At 65.2% G+C, this 17,233-nt stretch carries 22 protein-coding genes and 1 tRNA gene; 6 read left to right on the top strand and 17 right to left on the bottom strand.

Going from position 1 to position 17,233, the window contains the following annotated elements:
- The first annotated feature begins 82 nt into the window (after positions 1–82).
- On the top strand, positions 83–634 hold the full coding sequence (locus tag ACSC1R_RS15115) for an acyltransferase (protein ID WP_439026550.1): 552 nt from the start codon (positions 83–85) through the stop codon (positions 632–634).
- A 24-nt stretch (positions 635–658) separates the two neighbouring features.
- On the opposite strand, the gene ACSC1R_RS15110 is transcribed toward ACSC1R_RS15115, so the two are convergent.
- The 4 genes from ACSC1R_RS15110 to ACSC1R_RS15095 form a co-directional block, all read right to left on the bottom strand.
- Positions 659–1,381 carry a mechanosensitive ion channel domain-containing protein gene (locus tag ACSC1R_RS15110; protein ID WP_439028731.1) on the bottom strand — a complete coding sequence of 241 codons (723 nt, stop codon included), beginning with the start codon at positions 1,379–1,381 and terminating at the stop codon, positions 659–661.
- A 125-nt stretch (positions 1,382–1,506) separates the two neighbouring features.
- Positions 1,507–2,319, bottom strand: coding sequence for a diadenylate cyclase DacZ (dacZ, locus tag ACSC1R_RS15105; RefSeq protein ID WP_439026549.1), 813 nt, complete (start codon positions 2,317–2,319; stop codon positions 1,507–1,509).
- Positions 2,320–2,382: 63 nt separating this feature from the next.
- Entirely contained in the window at positions 2,383–2,901 is a 519-nt protein-coding gene (locus tag ACSC1R_RS15100) for a type IV pilin (RefSeq protein ID WP_439026548.1), read from the bottom strand.
- A 762-nt stretch (positions 2,902–3,663) separates the two neighbouring features.
- Positions 3,664–3,747, bottom strand: a tRNA-Leu gene (locus tag ACSC1R_RS15095).
- Positions 3,748–3,842: 95 nt separating this feature from the next.
- On the opposite strand from ACSC1R_RS15095, the gene ACSC1R_RS15090 reads away from it, so the two are divergent.
- The gene (locus ACSC1R_RS15090; RefSeq protein WP_439026547.1) at positions 3,843–4,151 is read left to right on the top strand and encodes a transcription initiation factor IIB family protein; all 309 of its coding nucleotides are present in this window, start codon (positions 3,843–3,845) and stop codon (positions 4,149–4,151) included.
- Between the two features lie 18 nt (positions 4,152–4,169).
- Here ACSC1R_RS15090 and ACSC1R_RS15085 read toward each other — a convergent pair whose 3' ends face one another.
- From ACSC1R_RS15085 to ACSC1R_RS15065, 5 genes are all read right to left on the bottom strand, one after another.
- Entirely contained in the window at positions 4,170–4,658 is a 489-nt protein-coding gene (locus tag ACSC1R_RS15085; RefSeq protein WP_439026546.1) for a phosphopantetheine adenylyltransferase, read from the bottom strand.
- Positions 4,659–4,706: 48 nt separating this feature from the next.
- Positions 4,707–5,291 (bottom strand): helix-turn-helix domain-containing protein, encoded by a 585-nt coding sequence (locus tag ACSC1R_RS15080; protein ID WP_439026545.1) that lies wholly within the window; start codon positions 5,289–5,291, stop codon positions 4,707–4,709.
- Between the two features lie 126 nt (positions 5,292–5,417).
- Complete coding sequence (locus tag ACSC1R_RS15075; RefSeq protein ID WP_439026544.1) at positions 5,418–6,500, bottom strand: glutamate--cysteine ligase; 1,083 nt, start codon at positions 6,498–6,500, stop codon at positions 5,418–5,420.
- Positions 6,501–6,551: 51 nt separating this feature from the next.
- Complete coding sequence (locus ACSC1R_RS15070; protein WP_439026543.1) at positions 6,552–7,181, bottom strand: fibrillarin-like rRNA/tRNA 2'-O-methyltransferase; 630 nt, start codon at positions 7,179–7,181, stop codon at positions 6,552–6,554.
- Positions 7,178–8,044: an NOP5/NOP56 family protein gene (locus tag ACSC1R_RS15065; protein WP_439026542.1), complete on the bottom strand. Its 867-nt coding sequence runs from the start codon at positions 8,042–8,044 to the stop codon at positions 7,178–7,180. The genes ACSC1R_RS15070 and ACSC1R_RS15065 overlap by 4 nt, the downstream gene beginning before the upstream one ends.
- A 196-nt stretch (positions 8,045–8,240) precedes the next feature.
- Here ACSC1R_RS15065 and ACSC1R_RS15060 point away from each other — a divergent pair, with 196 nt between their 5' ends.
- On the top strand, positions 8,241–8,402 hold the full coding sequence (locus ACSC1R_RS15060; RefSeq protein ID WP_439026541.1) for a hypothetical protein: 162 nt from the start codon (positions 8,241–8,243) through the stop codon (positions 8,400–8,402).
- Between the two features lie 13 nt (positions 8,403–8,415).
- Here the strand turns inward: ACSC1R_RS15060 and ACSC1R_RS15055 are convergent, their stop codons facing one another.
- From ACSC1R_RS15055 to paaA, 6 genes are read right to left on the bottom strand one after another with little or no spacing between them, the layout of a single operon-like run.
- Positions 8,416–9,243: a hypothetical protein gene (locus ACSC1R_RS15055; protein WP_439026540.1), complete on the bottom strand. Its 828-nt coding sequence runs from the start codon at positions 9,241–9,243 to the stop codon at positions 8,416–8,418.
- 45 nt (positions 9,244–9,288) lie between these two features.
- Entirely contained in the window at positions 9,289–9,456 is a 168-nt protein-coding gene (gene paaE, locus ACSC1R_RS15050) for a 1,2-phenylacetyl-CoA epoxidase subunit PaaE (protein ID WP_261651468.1), read from the bottom strand.
- Entirely contained in the window at positions 9,453–9,923 is a 471-nt protein-coding gene (paaD, locus tag ACSC1R_RS15045; protein WP_439026539.1) for a 1,2-phenylacetyl-CoA epoxidase subunit PaaD, read from the bottom strand. Before paaD ends, paaE begins: the two co-directional genes overlap by 4 nt.
- Positions 9,916–10,788 (bottom strand): 1,2-phenylacetyl-CoA epoxidase subunit PaaC, encoded by an 873-nt coding sequence (paaC, locus tag ACSC1R_RS15040; RefSeq protein WP_439026538.1) that lies wholly within the window; start codon positions 10,786–10,788, stop codon positions 9,916–9,918. The genes paaD and paaC overlap by 8 nt, the downstream gene beginning before the upstream one ends.
- Complete coding sequence (paaB, locus tag ACSC1R_RS15035) at positions 10,788–11,123, bottom strand: 1,2-phenylacetyl-CoA epoxidase subunit PaaB (RefSeq protein ID WP_267639696.1); 336 nt, start codon at positions 11,121–11,123, stop codon at positions 10,788–10,790. The genes paaC and paaB overlap by 1 nt, the downstream gene beginning before the upstream one ends.
- A gap of 5 nt (positions 11,124–11,128) precedes the next feature.
- Positions 11,129–12,073: a 1,2-phenylacetyl-CoA epoxidase subunit PaaA gene (gene paaA / locus ACSC1R_RS15030; RefSeq protein WP_439026537.1), complete on the bottom strand. Its 945-nt coding sequence runs from the start codon at positions 12,071–12,073 to the stop codon at positions 11,129–11,131.
- Between the two features lie 91 nt (positions 12,074–12,164).
- Here paaA and ACSC1R_RS15025 point away from each other — a divergent pair, with 91 nt between their 5' ends.
- Positions 12,165–12,803: a helix-turn-helix domain-containing protein gene (locus tag ACSC1R_RS15025; protein ID WP_439026536.1), complete on the top strand. Its 639-nt coding sequence runs from the start codon at positions 12,165–12,167 to the stop codon at positions 12,801–12,803.
- 24 nt (positions 12,804–12,827) lie between these two features.
- On the opposite strand, the gene ACSC1R_RS15020 is transcribed toward ACSC1R_RS15025, so the two are convergent.
- The gene (locus tag ACSC1R_RS15020) at positions 12,828–13,214 is read right to left on the bottom strand and encodes a PaaI family thioesterase (protein WP_439026535.1); all 387 of its coding nucleotides are present in this window, start codon (positions 13,212–13,214) and stop codon (positions 12,828–12,830) included.
- 398 nt (positions 13,215–13,612) lie between these two features.
- On the opposite strand from ACSC1R_RS15020, the gene ACSC1R_RS15015 reads away from it, so the two are divergent.
- The gene (locus tag ACSC1R_RS15015; protein ID WP_439026534.1) at positions 13,613–15,574 is read left to right on the top strand and encodes a PAS domain S-box protein; all 1,962 of its coding nucleotides are present in this window, start codon (positions 13,613–13,615) and stop codon (positions 15,572–15,574) included.
- Between the two features lie 43 nt (positions 15,575–15,617).
- Here ACSC1R_RS15015 and ACSC1R_RS15010 read toward each other — a convergent pair whose 3' ends face one another.
- A complete protein-coding gene (locus ACSC1R_RS15010; RefSeq protein ID WP_439026533.1) occupies positions 15,618–16,340 on the bottom strand; it encodes a queuosine precursor transporter in 723 nt (240 codons plus the stop codon).
- Positions 16,341–16,466: 126 nt separating this feature from the next.
- Between ACSC1R_RS15010 and ACSC1R_RS15005 the strand changes: the two genes are divergently transcribed.
- Positions 16,467–17,231 (top strand): enoyl-CoA hydratase/isomerase family protein, encoded by a 765-nt coding sequence (locus ACSC1R_RS15005; protein WP_439026532.1) that lies wholly within the window; start codon positions 16,467–16,469, stop codon positions 17,229–17,231.
- Positions 17,232–17,233: the final 2 nt, after the last annotated feature.

Raw genomic sequence — 17,233 nt, 5'->3', positions numbered from 1 at the left:
AGGCCCCGTGTTGGAATCAACGTCTCGCTGGCCATGGCCAAACGCGACCCGACCCGAACCGGACACCCGGACCGTGGTGTTCATGCCCACGGCCGCCGAAACCCACCCCGTGAGCGACGACGAGTCCCGTCACGACCGCGTGACCGCGTATTCGACGCCCGGCCCGTTGAACTCCCTCCAGCACTGGCCCGACGCCAGGTCACCGCTCCGGGTAGCGTTCAACTACGTCGTCGTCTGGCTGATTCGCACGTCGCCGTCGCTGCGGCTGAAGAACTGGCTCCTCGGCCTCCTGGGTGTCACCGTCGGTGAGGGTGTCTCGTGGGGGCTCGAAGCCACGCCCGACGTGTTCTGGCCCGAGCACATCACCCTCGGTGACCACGTCATCGTCGGCTACGACTCGACCCTGCTGTGTCACGAGTTCCTGCAGGACGAGTACCGCGTCGGCGACGTGGTCGTCGGCGACCGGGCGATGATCGGGGCAGGTGCAATCGTCCTTCCCGGCGTCGAGATCGGTGAGGGAGCACAGGTCGCCGCGAACTCACTGGTCACCGAAGACGTCCCTGCCGGCGAGACCGTTGCCGGCGTCCCGGCCCGGCCGATGAGCGACTGGGCGATGCGCGACTCCGAGCGCTGAGACGGGACGAGACGGAGTCGAAACCTAGTCGCGGACCTTGACGACACCGTTCTCGAACACGCGATTGTTCGGCACGATGTACTCCGTGCCCTCCGCTTCTATCTGGGTCACGAACAGGTCGACCTCCTGGACGACGCCCCGTTTGTCGCCGACCTCGACCTGGTCGCCGATGCCGTAGGGCTGGTTCAACAGCAGGTACATCCCGGCAGCACTGGCTCGCAGGAGGTCCCGGAACGCCAACCCGCCGAGGAAGACGAGCGCGAACAGGTACGCTGCGAGCAGGACGACCAGGGCGAGCATGTCGACGCCGACCTGACTCAGCGCGATGAGGAACGCGATGTAGATGACGCTGTACTTCACGAGCCGTGGCAGTAGATTCACCTCGGGGAGTTTGACGCCGCGCAGGCGTTCGCTCGTCAACAACTCCGCCTTGTCGGCCGCGACGAACCCGACGATGAGGACGAAGATGGCGATGAACAGGTCCGGGACGAACCAGACGATACTCAGCCAGAACTGGTCGGTCCGGATGAGGTTCGCGACGTGGACGGCTGCAAGCGCCGCGATACCGTAGATGAACCACGAACTCAATCTCGCGACGATGTCGACGGTCGACGTACCCAGGCTGCGGGCACTTGACTCGAACGGCGTGCCCTCGACCATGTCTGGGACGCCCGCTGCCCGCATCAGCCGCTTGTTCAACTTTCCGACGAAGAGCCCGACGACGATGCCCGCGACGACGACCCCCATGGCGAGCACGACTGGTTCCTGGAGCAGCGCGCTCACGTCGATGTTTCCGCCCGACTCCTGGAGTGCAAGCGTCCCCTGTTCCAGCACGTCCGCTCGAAACAGCGAGGCCGACCACCCGAGCATCGTCAGTAATCCTCCGGGTCGATTTCGAGCAGCAACTCGCCGCCCTTGAACGCCCGGACGAGCCCGTCGCTCTCGGAGAGGACGATGGCGGTGGCGTTCGTGTCACGCGTCACCGCGCCGGCTGCCATGTGTCGCGCCCCGAGGCCCTTGGGGATGTCGACGCCCTCCGCGGAGGGTTCGAGGTACCGGTACGCGCTCACGATCTTCCCCGAGTCGGAGATGACGAACGCGCCGTCGAGCCGGGAGAACTCCTTCAACATCACGTTCACGATGGGGTCGCCCACGTGGACGTGGCTCTTCTCGAAGGGGTTGTACGACAGCGGGCGTGACTTGTTCATCACCTTCCCGGCGTCGCCGACGACGAACAGTGCGCCGACCGGCTTGCCTTTCTGGCCCTTCTTCCCGAGTTCGACCGCGAGTTCGAGTACGTTCTTGATGACGTTCGGCTCGGCCCGGGAGTTCGAGAACAGGTCGTACACACCCGACTGTTTCGACGCGTCGGCACGGACGCGTGAGATGGTGTCGATGCCACTGTCGAAGACGCTCGTCGCACAGAGCAACACGTCCCCGTCTTCGAGGAGCCCCGCATCGAGCGCGCCTTCGAGGCCGAAGCGGACCCGTTCTGCGACGTTCTCGAACTCCAGTGGGAGTTCGACGAACGCCTCGGCGTCCACCGTGTTTTCGGTCCCGACGACGACGACTTCCGGCTCTTCTAGTTCCGAGAAGCGCTCGAAATACGAGCCACTCGGGGAGAAGAGCACGATCGCGTCCACGTCTGCGAGTATCTCGCCGAACAGCTCGCCCAGATTCGCCATTGCGCGTAAGAACTAACCCGGAGTGAAAAAGGTTTGTGGGGTCGGCACGGGATTCCTGCTCTTTCAGGCGGTCGCGTTCGTCGTCTCGCGCCAGATGATGCCGTTGGTCGGGACGTGGACGACGAGGATGGTTACCCTGTCACCCTGTGCGAGGTTCGGGAGGTCGACCGCGACGTGCTCGCCGGCGGTCCACTCGCCGTTGGTCGAACCGGGTCCGGCGACGAACTCCCCGGTGGGACTGGTTTCGTCGACCATGCTCTCGGTTCCCTCGAGGTTCTCCGACGTGAACGTCGACCCCGTCGCTTGCAAGTCCACGATTCTGACCTGACTGTCGTTGTCCTCGTTCCGAATCACCACCTCCAGTTCCGACATCTTCAGTGTCTCGCCCCCGTTCGCCGTCACCATCACTTCCCCGTCGGTCGCCGAGAGTGGCTCCAGCGTCGCGTGCATCTGGGGCGACGGCTCGCGCTTCTCGTCCGTGAAGTTCAGCGCGTACACACTGACTGTCACCGCCAGTATCAACACGAGCCCGACGAGGAGCACGGTACTCACGACAGACGACACACCCCGCCTCGATAGCATGGTCTGACTCTCGCGGTTCCAGTATTTGGGTCTGCTGGCCGTTTCTGTGGAATACAGCCGCCTCGGGGCCTGCAAACACATCATAGCGTCCACAAATCTGTGAACGTATAGTTCTGCGACGACTGACTGTCGGGTGGCGTGACAGGCTGTCGTGCAGACCCCACGTCTGCCACTGGCCGATTGATAGCCAATTAGGCTGTAGATAATTAAGAGTGCATGTGACTAGCAGACACACGTAGTCAGCACGTTCGGCACGGGAGACGGGCGAGAACCCGTCGGCCACGTGTTTTCAGCGTGGCATAACGTTCCCACCGCCGAACTGAGCCGCCCGATGACGAGGACAACTCGAAAAAGCGGGACTTTCCGGCGAGACCGGTCCGAGCCCAGGAAGCCAAACCCCGATTGCCGCCTCGAACACGAGTTCGCAGGTCGAGTACGCTCCTGCGGGCGGTCGAGGGGAGGACGCTTCCGGACCCACGCGACAACGCTCCCACCGCGTGCCACGGCAGCCAACCGGGAGTCGACTACCGGGCGAAGAACCCTGCGGGCGTGAGCCTGCGGGGGTAGTAGCGCGAGAGAGTCACTGGCGAAACTGGTTCTGTGAGGTGATTGACCGGATTTGAACCTCACTCGCTCACTTCGTTCGCTCACGGTTTCACCGTTCGCGTCGCGGTTCTCGCGTTGCTCCGAACCGCGCACCGCTCCCTGGTTCAGAATCACTCCGTTCGATCGCTGCCGCTCACGAGTTGTTCGCGCCAGCAATGCGTGGGACCGGATTTGAACCGGCGGACCTCTATAGGACAGCGTCCTAAGCGCTGCGCCGTTTCCTGGCTTGGCTACCCACGCGCGGTTTCGACTTTTTCGGAGGAGAGTAAGAACCTGTCGGGTTCGGTCGACCCATGGTCCGGTTGTTTAAGTCCACGAAGGCAGTACGGCGGGGTATGTACAGTGCACGGGACCGGGTCGACAACGAGGAGTGGCTGGCCGAGTTACAGGCTGCCGCCGACCGGCTCGAACTGGACGCTGACGCGCGGTCGTACGCGGTTGACCTCTTTCTCTCGTCGGTGCCGGAGGCGGACCGGTCGAAGAAACCGGCGATGGCGGCGAGTCTCTACGCGGGGGCGCTCATCGCGAGCGACGGGCGCTCCCAGACCGAGGTGGCAGCGGCGACGGACGTCTCTCGACTCTCGATTCAGCAACGGTGGAAAGACGTCCTCAAATCGGCGGGCCTCGAACCGCCGACGTGGTAGGTATCGTCGGCTGCGTACTCAGCGGGACGCTTGGCGCCCATCCCGGCCGGGCGTCAGGTTCCCGTGCTCGTCGATTTCGCCGTTGACGATGCGGGTGCTGGAGATGATGTCGCCGTCCTCGGCGAGGACGTGGTCGACGACCTCGATTTCGAGTGGGTCGTGCCCCCGGGCTTCGCGTATCTCGTTTACCTTCTTCGCACCGTCGATGGTCTCGGGTGAGACCACGAGGTAGTCGAACTGGGGCTCGGTGGCGATACCGGTCGGTTCGGTGAGTTCGCGTACCTCGAACTCGCGGTCCGTGTCGGCCGAAAGAGCGGCGAGTTCGTCCTTCAGGTCGCGCTTTCGTTCCTCGAACGACCGGACGTACCGGTCGACGTTCCGTGTCTTCGGGGCGAGTGTGTCGCTCGTCAGTCCGACGGTCACGTCTCCGAGTTCGAACGCTCGCTCGAACAGGGCACGATGGCCGTCGTGCACGGGGTCGAACGTCCCGCCCAGCGCAACCTTCATGGACGTGGCAATGCCTGCCCGCGCAATAAAAGAGTCGAAAGTCGCAGTTCACTCGGCGGTCGGGGAGTCGTCTCCACCGTCGTCGGTATCTGCATCCGCGTCGGGTTCGTCCTCGCTGTCGTCGACCTCCTCGACGGTGATGGTGACGGGTTCACTGGTCCCTTCGTCACGGGTGGCACCGCCATCACGGTCGAGCATCTTGTCGAGATTGAACACGGTGTTGAGTTCGTTCTGGACCTGTCCGACGATGCCACTGACGAGTTCGCTCGGCGGGATGGCGGTGTACTCGTACGGGTTGTTCCCTGCACCCTTGCTCTCGCGCTTCTCGCGGTGGACGATTTCCTCCTCGTGGAGGGCAGCCAGGGCTTCGCGGACCGTACTCGGGTAGAGGCCGGTTCCCTTCGCTATCTCCTCGCTGGTGCTCCCCGGCCGTTTCTGCAGGAAGACGTATATCTTCGCTCGCGTCTCGGTGTCGAGCACCCACGAGAGCAGGTCGACCAGTCCCTGGTCGAAGCCGTCGACGGCGCGGTCTCGACCCTCCTCGATTCGTTCGCGGGCGGTCGGCTCGTCTCCCGACTCCCCATCGGTGGCTGTCTCGTGGTCGTCGGCGTCAGTGGTATCGTCCGCAGACATGTCCTCTCAAGAAGGACACAAGGAACGTGGAAGTAAAAACCCATTGTTCGTCGGGCTTGACGGATGTCAGCGGAGGATATCGGCACACAGCTGTCGGCTCTATCCAGCCAGGGACGCCCGACAGTTTCAGAGCACGAGCGACTCACAGACCGCGTCTAGCCCCTGTTCGTCGTGGAGCCGTCGCTGACGGCTCGCACCGCTCTCGGCGTCGTAGAGGTCGCGGATGCCGGTGACGCCGAGGCGCTCACACTCACGGTCGACGACCTCGCCGAGCGAGACGGTCCCCGAGGCGTCCTTCGCGACGAACGAGGCGTCGTGACCGTGGCGGATGGCCCGCCACTTGTTCTCGTCCAGGACCTCCCGCCGGAGCCCGTCGTCCGCCTCGCCGCGGTCACCGTCCTCGTACCGTGCAGAGAGGTCGTCGACCAGTGCTTTCGTGTACTCGACGAACGCGAGCACGACCTCGGGGTCGGCGTTGGCGTCTGGCGTCCGAACCTCCACCGTCCCGTGGGCGGAGTGCGGGCGGACGTCGTACCACAGCTCGCCCCGGTCGTTTATCGACTCGGTGTCGATGAGGAGGTTCTCGAAGTTCTGGTACGCCTCGAAGTCGGAGAACGCGGTCGGCATCCCCGTGTTGGGGAGGTTCTCGAATATCTTGGCGCGCGCCGATGCCAGCCCGGTGTCGAAGCCGTTCCAGTACGGTGAGTTGGCTGACAGCGCCAGCATCACTGGCAGGTACCAGCGGAGTTCGTTCGACACCCACACCGCCTTGTCGGCGTCGTCGACGCCAACGTGGACGTGCAGGCCTGCCGTCGTGTTGCGGTGCTGGGGGTACTGGATGCGGTCGAGCTGGGCGCGATAGCGGGGCTTCTGGGCGTGTTCGAGTTCGCGCCACTTCGCGGCCGGGTGCAGTCCCGCGGCCGCGATTCGATAGTCGTGCTCGGCCGCGTACGAGGTGAGCGCCTCGCGGACGGCGTGTAACTGGTCGGACGCCTCCGCGAGCGACTCGCACTTCGGTGTCTGTGTCTCGATAACGGTCTTGAACAGCTCGTGGTCGAGGCGACCGTCGAGGATCGCCGGCGGGTCACCCTGGTAGACCAGCGCGTCGCTCCCCGACACCGGGCGGCCACGCTCGTCGACGACGAAGAACTCCTCCTCGATTCCGAGTGTTCCCTGTTCGGCGAACACGTCAGGCGACCCTCGCTCCATCGGACCGTGATTCGCGGCGACGGCTAAAAAGCCGTTTGGAGTCGGGCGTTCCTACCGCGGACGCGCTATCACGCCGAGATGGTCGTCGTGCAGCGGGTCGAGTCGCTCCGTGGCCAGAATCTCGTATTCTTCCTTCATATCGGCCAGCACGGCGTCGAACACCTCGCCCGGGTCACCGGTCACGTCCTCGCTCCGGGCCTTGATGGCCGCGACGAGGCGGCCGTCGTCCGCGAGGAACTGCCGGTTCCGGCAGGCGACCTCGCCCTGCCCGCGCGTCGCCACGTCCTGCACGATGGCGTCGCACTCGCTCTCGACGACGTGGGCGTAGGTCTCGGGCTTGCGGGCGTCTTTGAGTAGCGGGAACAGGTTCGGGCGGTCCTCCGCCACACCCACGAGCTGGCGGGTCGGGCGCGCCGCGAACTCGACGGCGTACGTCGGTCCCGCGAAGTCCGCGACGTGGCTGACGGTCGTCCCACTCGCCGCACCGAGGTAGAGGACGGTATCGCCCCCCGACAGGCCGGTGTCGACCTCGCGGGCGAACAGTGCCCCCAGCTTGGAGCGACCGGGGTCCCACGCCCGCCACTCACCGTCCGTCGGCTCGCCGTACACCGGTTTCCCTCTCGTTGCGAGGCGTTCGTCGCCGGCGATGGTGCGGCGTTCGACGCCGGAGGGGAGCGTCATTCGCCGTCACCCCCGCTCTGGTCCGCTCTGTCGGCCTCCGCTCGTGCCCGAATCGTCGCGATTCGCTCGTCCAGTTCCTCGTCGAGTTCCGGCTTGCGGTCGCCCGAGTAATGGTCGACACGGGCCGCGATGCTCAGCTTCCCGGCGAGTGCGCGAGCCGCGGACCCGCGGTCCTGTGGGCGCGTGCCGCGGACGTACTCGTGCGTGAAGATGACGCCGTGCTTGGGTGAGCTGGCGTGGCCGCGGAGGTGTGCGAACAGGGCATCTTCCGCCCCGAGGACCTGCACGGTCCCGCTCGGTTTCTTCGCGAGCGACTCCAGTCCACCCGCGAGCGAGATGAGCCGCGCCGCGAGCACCGGCCCGGCCATCGCAGCGAGGTTCGGGGCAACCTCCGGCGCACGCGTCTCGACGTACGCTTCGAGGTCGTCGGCCTCATCGGCGAGGTCGGCGACGCGCCCGGCGAGCGAGACGACCTGCGCCTCGTCAGGGCCGGCGGGTTCCCGGCCCGCGAGGTCGCGTGCGTAGGGGATTCCAGCGCGGTCGTCGTCGTACAGCGCGTTCGCCCACTCGCTGACCCGCTCGGCCAGTTCGTTGGCCGTTCGCAGGCAGTCGTCCATCGCCCGGACGGCGTGGACGAGTTGCTGGTCGCCCGACCGCTCTCGCTCGGTCGCGGCGGCGCGCGTGGCCTGTCTCGTCGCCGCGTGCAACGCCTCGTAGTACGACGCCTCGTCTTGGGCGAACCCGCTCTCGACGGCGAGAGCTGGCCAGTCCGCGGGTGCGTCTGCTCGCCCGTCGCGGATTCGCGCGGCGGCTTCGTCGGTGTCGTCCGGGTCGAGCCCGGCGAACCACCCGTCTGCTGTCATGGCGGTCGCTTGTGCGTCAGGCCGATTAAACCCACTCGTCTCGCGGCGCTCCCTCCCCACCCCGAGTGCCGAGGGGAGACGACCCTTAATCACGATAATATACTCTATATCGGACGCGTCAGTCACCCCGGAAGGCTTATTATTTTGCGGTCGACGCTATCAAATAGCATAGTCGCGGCGAACCGCGCAACCAAATATGAACAGCACGAACGACGACCACGAACCTGGCCCGCCAGACATCAACAATCGCTACAGAGCACGTGACACCGACGACGGTCACGTAGAGATTTACGACTCCAAGAAAGAGGACGCGTGGATTCGCTCCGATTACACACTCGACCTCGCGCGACCCAGCTGAGGCGGGCCGCTTTCTACCACACGTTCGGAATCACGACGTAGCGAAGCGTGAACACCGGTCGGTCCTGCACCACCACCAGTGGTTCACCCGGCCCCGTCTGTATCGTCACCTCGCCAGCGACCGCCTCGAACAGCGCTGCGAAGGCCGGACCGTACTCGTTGTCCACGTCCGGCCCGTCGACGGTGGCATCGAGCGTTCCGGTGGCCCGGGTGTACCGGCCGTTACTGAGGACCAGACGAAGGGTTCCGTCCTCGACGACGAACGGGTACGTCGAGAGGGTCGCATCGAGGTCCACACCGGTCGAGATTCGGCGTACGGTCTCGGCCGTCGTCTCGACCACCGTCGGCGCGAGCGACCCGTCCTCCAGTCGGAACCGCTCGTCCTCGGTGAACCGGTCCGGGAGTTCCATCGTTATCTGTTCGAACAGTTCGGGGTCGCGGTAGCAGTCGATTCGCGCCGTGACAGAGCCGTTCGAGACGCGGAGCTCCGACGCGTTGCCCGTCTCACAGTCACCCCGGAACTCCACCGTCAGCTCCTCGGTCCGGTCGGTGGCGACCCACCCGAGCCAGTCGAGCGTCTCCCGGATGTCGAAGATGGCCGTGACCGGGTCCGGACAGGTGACCGTGACAGCCGAGAGCACGTCGGCCGAGACGGTCCCGTACGTGGCCAGCGAGGAGCCGACGCTGCCTGCCGGGGTCTCGATGCGGTCCTCGTGGACCCGGATTAGCATCTCGTCGTAGTACGGTTCGGCGTCCTGGCTGGGTTGTACGCCCGCCATCGCCACCATGCGCCGGAATACCTCGTGTGGTGCCCGGAGGCGCGCCAGCGTCCGCTCGTCCATATACACTCGACCATGTCCCCCCACTACAAAAGGTCTGTCAGGGGGTTACTCCATCTTCTCGAACGGCTGGTCGCACGCGTTGCAGTAGTGCATCGACCGGCAGAGCGACGGCCCTTTCGGGTGGTCGCGGACGGTGTTCTCCGAGCCGCAGTACGGGCACTCTGCGCCCTCGCTCTCGCCGCTGGTCGTCACGGATGGGTCGGGTCGTCTCATATGCTGAGTCCGAACTCACGGAGGTCTTCTTTGCCCTGTTCGGTCACCATCTCCAGGTTCCACTCGGGCGACCAGACGAGCCGGAGGTCCACGTCGGAGACGCCCTCCACGCCTGCGACGGCCTCTCGCATCTGGTCCTGCAGCATCGTCCGGGCGGGACAGCCGGAGTACGTCAGGGTCATGTCGACCGTGACGTGTCCGGTTTCCTCGTCAGCCGCGACGCCGTAGATGAGCCCGAGGTCCACGATGGAGATGGGCATCTCGGGGTCCTCGATGTCGTACAGTACGTCCCAGACGTCGCGTTCGAGACCCTCGCTTCCCTCGCCGGTCGCGGGGACCTCGTCGCTCGCTTCGCCCTCGACGTACTCGGTGTACGCACAGGCGCTCGTGCCGACGGGGTCGACGCAGTCCTCGTCCTGCGGGTCGACCGAGTTCGGCACGTCGTCCGGGTCGTACACGTCACTCATCGTCTGGGTCCTTCATGATGCGGTTGGCGGTCTCACGGCCCAGTTCGGTGTAGGTGTGGGTGAAGTCGTCGTAGAGGTCGAACCAGTCGTCCGTGTGGGACTGGTCGCGGCCGACCTCGTCGGGCGTCTGGAACGCGGAGTGGTGCAGGTCGTACTGCTCCGGGAGCTCTGCGTCGTCGACGCTGAGGTCGAGCGATTCGAGGTACGGGACGACCTCGTCGAGCCACTCCTCGCGCATGGTCACGAGGGGCTCCGAGCGGATTCCGAGGTCGACGATCCGGTCCTCGACGTCCTCGTCGGTCGGCGAGAACAGCGTCAGCGCGTACGGGAACAGTCGGTCGAGGGCGTCCTGCACGCGGGCGCGGCTGTCCTCTTCTTCGCAGAGCCGTTCGAGCCAGTTCTGGGCGTGCTCGCGGTGGTAGTCCTCCTCGCCGAGGATCTTCCCGACGCGGTCGCGGATCCGCGGGTACGAGGAGTCCGCGAGCGCCTGCAGGCGGATATCCTCGGCCACGTCGTAGAGGTACGACCGGACGATGGCGTCGGCCCAGTCGCCCTCGGCGAACTCGAGTTCACACAGGGTGGAGTGGCGCCACTGGTCGGCCGGGCGCTCCCAGATGAGTTCGGACTCCGTCGCACCCCAGTCCTGGAGCAGGTCGTACCAGAGGCGGGCGTGGCCGTACTCGTCCTGGGCGATGTTCGCCAGCGCGAGGTCGGATTCGAGCGTCGGCGCCCGGACCTGCCACTCGGTGTAGCGCTCGGCGATGACGAACTCGTCGTCGGCAAGGCGGTAGAGCTGGTGCTCGATGGCCTCGCGTTCGTCCTCGGACAGTTCTTGCGGTTCGGGGAGTGTCTCTGCTGCTGCCATCAGTTACCACCTGCCTTCTCGACCTGTGCGCGGCGTTCGCGCTCGGCCGTCGCCTGTTCGCTCTCGGATTCTTCGACTTCTGAGGCGGCTGCCTCGAAGTTGTACGTCATGGCCCAGCGGTAGGCCTTGTCGGTCGTGCCACCGAACTTCGCGTCCTCGGTGTCGACCTCGCCGATCTCCTTCTGGGGGACGACCCAGAGGCTGTTCGTCGGCTTGCGTCGTGCGTGCTGTACCTCGGCGAACATGAGCGCCATCTCGCGGTCCGGCGCGTGCACGTTGCCACAGTGGGTGTGGTACCCACCAGCTTTCTCCTGTCGGAAGACTTCCCAGATCATGGTTCTCAGTCGGCTGCCTGCGGTTGCGAGCCACCGTAGACGCGGCTCTCGTGCTTGTCCATCGATTCACGGACCCATTCGACGGCCTCCTGAGCCTTCTGGCGGCCGTTGATCTGCTCGTGGCTGCCGTCGTAGTCGTTCTTCGCGATGGTGAAGAACTCGTCCCAGTCGAGGTCCTCCTCGACGACCTCGTAGGAACCGTCGTCGAGCTTGCGGATGCGCGGCTCGTCCGGAATCTCGAGGCCGTACTTCTCGGCCTTCGGGATGTAGGCGTTGAGGAACGCGGTGCGGAGCTCGTCGTTGGACATCTGCTTCAGGCCGACTTCGCTGGCGAACCCGTGGTGGGTCGACTTGTCGTTGGTGGGACCGAAGAACTGGATGATGCGGGGCCACCACAGCTCGAACGCTTCCTGGGTCAGCTCCTGTTCTTTCTTCGAGCCGGTCATCAGCTCGTGGAGGATGGCTTCACCGTGCTTGACGTGGAAGCCCTCCTCGAAACAGACCTTGTCCATCGCGTGGGCGTAGGGCTCCCACGACGTGGACTTCAGGGTCGCCTGGCGGCGCATGGCGGCACCGTCGACGAAGAACGCGATCATCGGCGTCTCGACCCACGACTCCATCGGGTAGTGGAAGCAGTTGAGGAACTTCCCCTTGCCCTCTGCGAGTTCGTCGAGCATCTCGTCGCGTGTCTTGATGCCGAGGGACTCGGCGGCGCGGTAGAGCAACTGGCCGTGGCCGATCTCGTCTTGCACCTTCGCGCTGCAGGCGAGCTTGCGGTCGAGGCTCGGTGCCTGCCGGATGAACGGGCGCTCCAGGTAGGCACCCATGATCTCCGAGTTCGCGTGGAACTGGATCATCCGTGTGGCAGCTTTTCGATACTCCTCTGGCATGTCGTCTTTGGGGCTGAACTCCCGCGGTCCTGCCCGCGCTTTGACCTCCTCGATGTCCATGGTCGTTCATCCAGAATTAGCGACCCCAGTAACAAACCGGTTCACCCGCCCATACACGGGACTTAAGTATTGGTGGGCCCATCTGATACGTGTGATAGACGAGTGTCTCGTCGTCGAGTTCAGGGTCACCGGCGACGACTGTCCCCTGGCTGATGCCACGCGAGAGACCGGGTGCGTGGTCGACGCGCGGCCCCCACAGCGCCGCAGCGACGGGAACGCCCTGTTGCGGTTCTCGGCGGGTGACGACCCAGCCCTCGCCGAGGCGCTCGACGCCGACGAGCGCATCCGCTACCTGCACGCCTCGCACACCGAGGACCGGGTGAACCTGCGATGTCTCTCGAAACACCCCTGCGTGGTCCACACGCTCTGTGACGCCGGGTTCATGGCCGAATCGCTCCGCTACCGTGACGGCGTCGAAACCTACACCGGCGCGGTCGTCGGATACGACGTGCTGGAAGGCGTGCTGGAGGCTGCCGGCGAAACGGTCGGCGTCACGCTCGAACGTATCTACCCGCTCGGGAGCGAGGACGACGAGGTCGTCGCCCGTCGCTGGGGCTTCACCCCCGCACAGGAGGAAGCCCTCCGCGTCGCCAACGAGCTCGGCTACTTCGAGGTCCCCCGCGAGGTGACTGCCAGCGAGGTCGCCGACGCGCTCGGTATCAGCAAGTCCGCGTTCCTGGAGCGACTTCGGCGAGGACAGTCGGCGCTGTTCGCGCAGGTGTTCGAGTAGTCAGAGAGAAGCGGCGTCGGCTCGTTATCCAGTCTTGTAGACACCACGCGCGTCAGCGATGAGCGTGTCGTCGTCCGCGGCGTACACGTCCACGTCGACCGTCCCGACGTTCTTCCCACAGCGCACCACGTCGGCCTCGGCGTAGAGGTCCCCTGTTCCTGCCGAGAGGTAGTCGATGCGCATGTCGATGGTCGGGACCGGCTGGTCGACCAGCGAGACCAGTGCGGCACCACCGACGGTGTCCGCGAGTGTGAACGTCACGCCCCCGTGGGCCATCAGCTGGTCGGCGTTCCACGACAGGTCCTCGCGCATCTCCAGTTTGCCCTCCGCGTGGCCGTCTTCGGCTTCCGTCACGTCGACGCCGAGCAGGTCGGCGAACGGCATCGTCTCGAAGAACTCCTCGATATCCATGTCCGGGACTGCTCGGGGCATCCTCTTAACCGTTCATGACCCATGCAAGCCCGGCCGCTGTACCTGCTCATTCAGGGCCCGTCCGAAGACGACAGCACATCGACTCTAATTGTTTAGATACTCGTTTGCTGAGGCACCAATAGATTAGAATCAATCGTTACACCGGTGGCTGCCATATCATTAGTTGGCGAATTAGCAGCGAACCGCTGTCGCCACCCCCATACTCCCCCCAACCCCCCTTCCTGCGAAACCAGACCCCTGAGCCGACGGGTCGTCAGTCGCGTCGGTGAGACACTCGCTCCCGAGCAGTGGCGACGACGCGCGCACTCCTGTCCCTGCAGTTACACCCCACTGAACCATCCGCTTATCCGTGATTATCGCTAGTTTCGACGTATAGGATGACCCGGAGAGAAGACAGCCACACCGGGTCTGGGACGGTCCCAGACGAGGTCGATAGCACCGACCCGCGTCTCCGGTTTCACGACCGGGAAGAGCCACAGGTATCCCGGTCCGGGTCCGAGGACCGGTTCGGCACCGCTTCCGACCCGGACGGTCCGATTAGCGTCCTCTGCGTCGACGACGACGCCGGGTTCGTCGAGGCGATGGCCAGCTATCTCGAGAACGAGGACGACCGGCTCGAAACGACCGCGCTGACGAGCGCAGCAGAGGGTCTGGCTCACCTGAAAACTGCCGACGTGGACTGCGTGGTCAGCGACTACGATATGCCACAGATGGACGGGCTGGAGTTCCTCGACCACGTCCGTTCGACCCACGAGGACCTTCCGTTCCTGTTGGTCACTGGGAAAGGGAGCGAGGAGATCGCGAGCGAGGCCATCTCTGCGGGCGTCACCGATTACCTCCAGAAAGAACACGGTACTGACCAGTTCACCGTCCTGGCCAACCGTATCGAACGCACCGTCGAAGCCCACCGCGCGAAACACGCACTGGCCGAGAGCGAACGCAAGTACTCGACGCTCATCAGCAACGTCCCCGGCATGGTCTATCGGTGTCGGAACGACCGTGACTGGACGATGTCGTTCGTCAGCGAGGGCTGTCGCGAACTCACCGGCTACGAGTCGGAGGCGCTCGAATCGGGCGCGGTCTCCTTCGGCCGTGACGTAATCCATCCCGACGACCGCGAGGAGGTGTGGGAGTCGGTGCAGGCGAGTCTGGAGACGACTGAGCCGTTCGAACTCACGTACCGCATCAGGACCGAAGACGGGTCCCGAAAGTGGGTCTCCGAACAGGGGCGTGGCGTCTTCGATGGCGACGAACTGGTCGCCATCGAGGGAGTCATCACCGACGTCACGGAACTCAAAGAGCGCGAGCATCGGTTCGAGGCGATATTCAACCAGACGTTCCAGTTCATGGGATTGCTGACACCCGGTGGGACCATCCTCGAAGCGAACGAGACCGCCCTGGAGTTCGGTGGCTTCGACCGCGACGAGGTCGTCGGCGAACTCCTGTGGACTACTCCGTGGTTCCCCGACAGAGAGCGGGACCGGGTCCGCGACCTCGTCTCGCGTGCGAGCGACGGCGAGTTCGTCCGAACCGAGATGGACGTCGTCGGGGCCGACCGGATGGCCCGTATCGACTTCTCCATCAAACCGGTGACCGACGAGTCCGGCGAGGTCATCCTGCTGGTCCCGGAGGGCCGGGACATCACTGCCCGCATCGAACGAGAGCGAGAACTCGAACGCCAGAACGAACGGCTCGACCAGTTCACCAGCGTCGTGAGCCACGACCTCCGGAACCCGCTCGTGGTCGCGAAGACGACACTCGAACTCGCCCGTCAGGACCCCGACACCGAACACTTCGACCGTATCGAGCGGGCCCACGAGCGCATCGAGACGCTCATCGAGGACCTGTTGACGCTCGCCCGCGAAGGCCAGCGCGTCGAAGAGACCGAACCGGTCGACCTCTGCGAAGTCGCCGAGGTGGCGTGGCAGACGGTCGGAACGGACGGCGCGACTCTGACGGTCGGGGCCGACGAGTGGGTCGTCGAGGCCGACGAACCGCGATTGCGCCAGCTTTTGGAGAACCTGCTGGCGAACGCCGTCGCCTACGGCGGAGCCGACGTCCACGTTCGGGTCGGCGTCCTCGCCGCCAAAGAGGGGTTCTACGTCGCTGACGACGGCCCGGGTATCCCCGAGGACGACCGCGAGAAGGTGTTCGAACACGGGTACTCAACCGCCGACGAGGGGACCGGGTTCGGCCTCTCCATCGTCGAAGGCATCGCGGAAGCACACGGCTGGAGCGTCGACGCGACGGAGAGCGAAGACGGTGGGGCGCGATTCGAAGTTCGCACCGGGTGTTCGGAGCAGTGCCTGCGGCCCCACGACGACTGTCAGTCTGAGTAGTCACAGCGTCGACCAGTGCCCCGGATAGGCGAGCCAGACGGCCCTACGCCTCGGCCGCGTGCTGGTGCTCGTCCTCCCCGACCAGCGAGACGGCCGCGTAGACGAACGGCGTGTCCACGAGCGCGACGAGCAGTTTGAAGACGTACTGACCGACGACGAGCGCGAGGATGGCCGGCGTCGGCAGGGCAACGCCGGTCCCGAAGACGGCGGGCGCGATGGCGAACGCCACGGTCACGAAGATGACCGTGTCGATGGCCTGGCTGGTCGCGGTCGAGCCGATGTTTCGCACCCAGAGTGCCTCGCCGCGCGTGTACTCGCGCAGGCGGTGGAACACGAACACGTCCCAGTTCTGGCTGACGACGTAGGCCAGGAGCGACCCAGCGACGACGTTGGTGCTCGCACCGAGGACCGTCGCGAACGTGCTCGCCTGCACGGGACTGTTGCCCGCGACCGGGGCGCTGATGGTCGACCAGACCAGCGCGAGCACGACGAGGTTCATCGCGAACCCGACGTTCACCACGACTGTGGCGGCCTTCCGGCCGTACAGTTCCGAGTAGCAGTCGCTGGCGAAGAAGGTCAGTGCGTACGCCAGCGCCGCCCCCGGCAGCACGAGGGTGTCGCCGGTGTGCGGAAGCGACAGCGGGATGGCGAACGCGATGAGTTTGCTAGCGGTCACCTGTGCGGTGGCGAGCGCGGTGACGAACAGGCCGATGAGTGCGACCTGACCGACGTCCGCCGCGTCGCCGCGCCGAAGTGGCTGGTTCATGTTTCCGGTGCTATCAGTACAACGGTTTGAGGGTTGCTATGAGCTCGTCGGAGACGGGCGTCGGCCGTGTCGCGGTCTGGCCCACCCATGACCAACAATTAAGCACCTATGGAAAGTTCATCGAGTATGCGCATCGAGGACGCCGACGGCGTACGTACCATCACCTTCGACCGACCGAACGTCATGAACGCGATGAACCTGGAGGTCGCCCAGGAACTCGCTGACGCAGTCGCGGCGGCCGACCCCGTCGAGCACGACGCGGTGGTCATCACGGGCGACGACCCGGCCTTCTCTGCGGGTGGGGACATCATGGCGATGAAAGAGCGCGAGGAAGGCCCCCGCGAGGCCTACGAACGTGTCGCAGAGACGTTCAATCGCGCGGCCGCGGAGATGCTGAACTGCGACGTGCCCATCGTCGCGAAGGTCAACGGCGACTGCGTGGGTGCGGGGCTGGCCCTCGTCGCCGCGTCGGACTTCGCCTACACCGTCCCGGACGCGACGTTCTCCTGTGCGTTCATCCGCGTCGGCCTCATCCCCGACACCGCGGCGACGTTCACTCTGCCACGGTTGGTGGGCCTGCGGACCGCCAAGCGGCTCACCTTCACGGGCGAGTTCTTCGACGGCGAGGAAGCCGCCGAAATCGGGCTCGTGAACGAAGCCGTCCCCGAGGACGAGATAGACGACGCCGTCGACGAGATAGTCGGCACGCTCTCGCGTCGCCCGACCCGGACCATCGGGATGACCAAGCAGGCGATTCACGAGAACCTCGACAACGACTGGCGGAAAGCGCTCGACTACGAGAACATGGTGCAGGTGCAGGCGTACATGTCCGACGAGCACGAGGAGGGCGTCGACGCGTTCCTCGAAGGACGGGACCCGGACTGGGACTGAGG

This window comes from Haloarchaeobius ordinarius (genome assembly GCF_051801355.1).
GTDB lineage: Archaea > Halobacteriota > Halobacteria > Halobacteriales > Natrialbaceae > Haloarchaeobius.
The sequence above is the reverse complement of the archived record's forward strand: the minus strand, read 5'-3'. Positions and strand labels throughout refer to the sequence as shown.